The organism is Streptomyces sp. XM83C (assembly GCF_023072675.1).
In the GTDB taxonomy this organism is placed as follows: domain Bacteria; phylum Actinomycetota; class Actinomycetes; order Streptomycetales; family Streptomycetaceae; genus Streptomyces; species Streptomyces thermocoprophilus.
The window spans coordinates 1-797 of sequence record NZ_JALLGL010000640.1; the positions used below are offsets into that span (position 1 = coordinate 1).

Below are 797 nucleotides of genomic sequence, written 5' to 3' on the forward strand. Positions count from 1 at the left end.
AGCCGCGACAGGGCGAAGGCCGTGGTGGGCGACGCGGCGTGCGCGTCGTGGACGAGGACGTCGGCCTCGTTGTCCGGCGTCACGTCGACGACCTTCAGATCACCGGTGGCCGGGTCGCGTACGACGCCGCGCCGTCCGTCGGTGCCGAAGCGGATCGGCTTGCCGTGCTCCAGGCGGATCACGGCCTCCTCGGCCTGCTGCTTGTCCTTGAGGGCGTCGAAGGCGCCGTCGTTGAAGATGTTGCAGTTCTGGTAGATCTCCACCAGCGCGGTGCCGGGGTGCGCGGCGGCCTGCCGCAGCACCTCGGTGAGGTGCTTGCGGTCGGAGTCGATGGTGCGGGCGACGAAGGAGGCGTCGGCCCCGAGGGCGAGGGCGACCGGGTTGAAGGGGGCGTCCAGCGAACCCATCGGCGTCGATTTGGTGATCTTGCCGACTTCGCTGGTGGGGGAGTACTGGCCCTTGGTGAGGCCGTAGATCCGGTTGTTGAACAGCAGGATCTTGAGATTGACGTTGCGGCGCAGGGCGTGGATGAGGTGATTGCCGCCGATGGACAGCGCGTCGCCGTCACCGGTGACCACCCACACGCTCAGATCACGCCGGCTGGTGGCCAGGCCCGTCGCGATGGCGGGGGCGCGGCCGTGGATGGAGTGCATGCCGTACGTGTTCATGTAGTACGGGAAGCGGGAGGAGCAGCCGATGCCGGAGACGAAGACGATGTTCTCCTTCGCCAGCCCCAGCTCCGGCATGAAGCCCTGCACGGCGGCGAGGATCGCGTAGTCACCGCAGCCGGGGCACCA

The 797-nt window shown here is 68.4% G+C and carries 1 protein-coding gene; it reads right to left on the bottom strand.

Features of this window, described 5'->3' with window-relative positions; genetic code table 11:
- Nucleotides 1–797 (bottom strand): 2-oxoacid:ferredoxin oxidoreductase subunit beta (locus MTQ10_RS30870; RefSeq protein ID WP_247474121.1); only part of this gene is annotated, 797 nt, incomplete at both ends.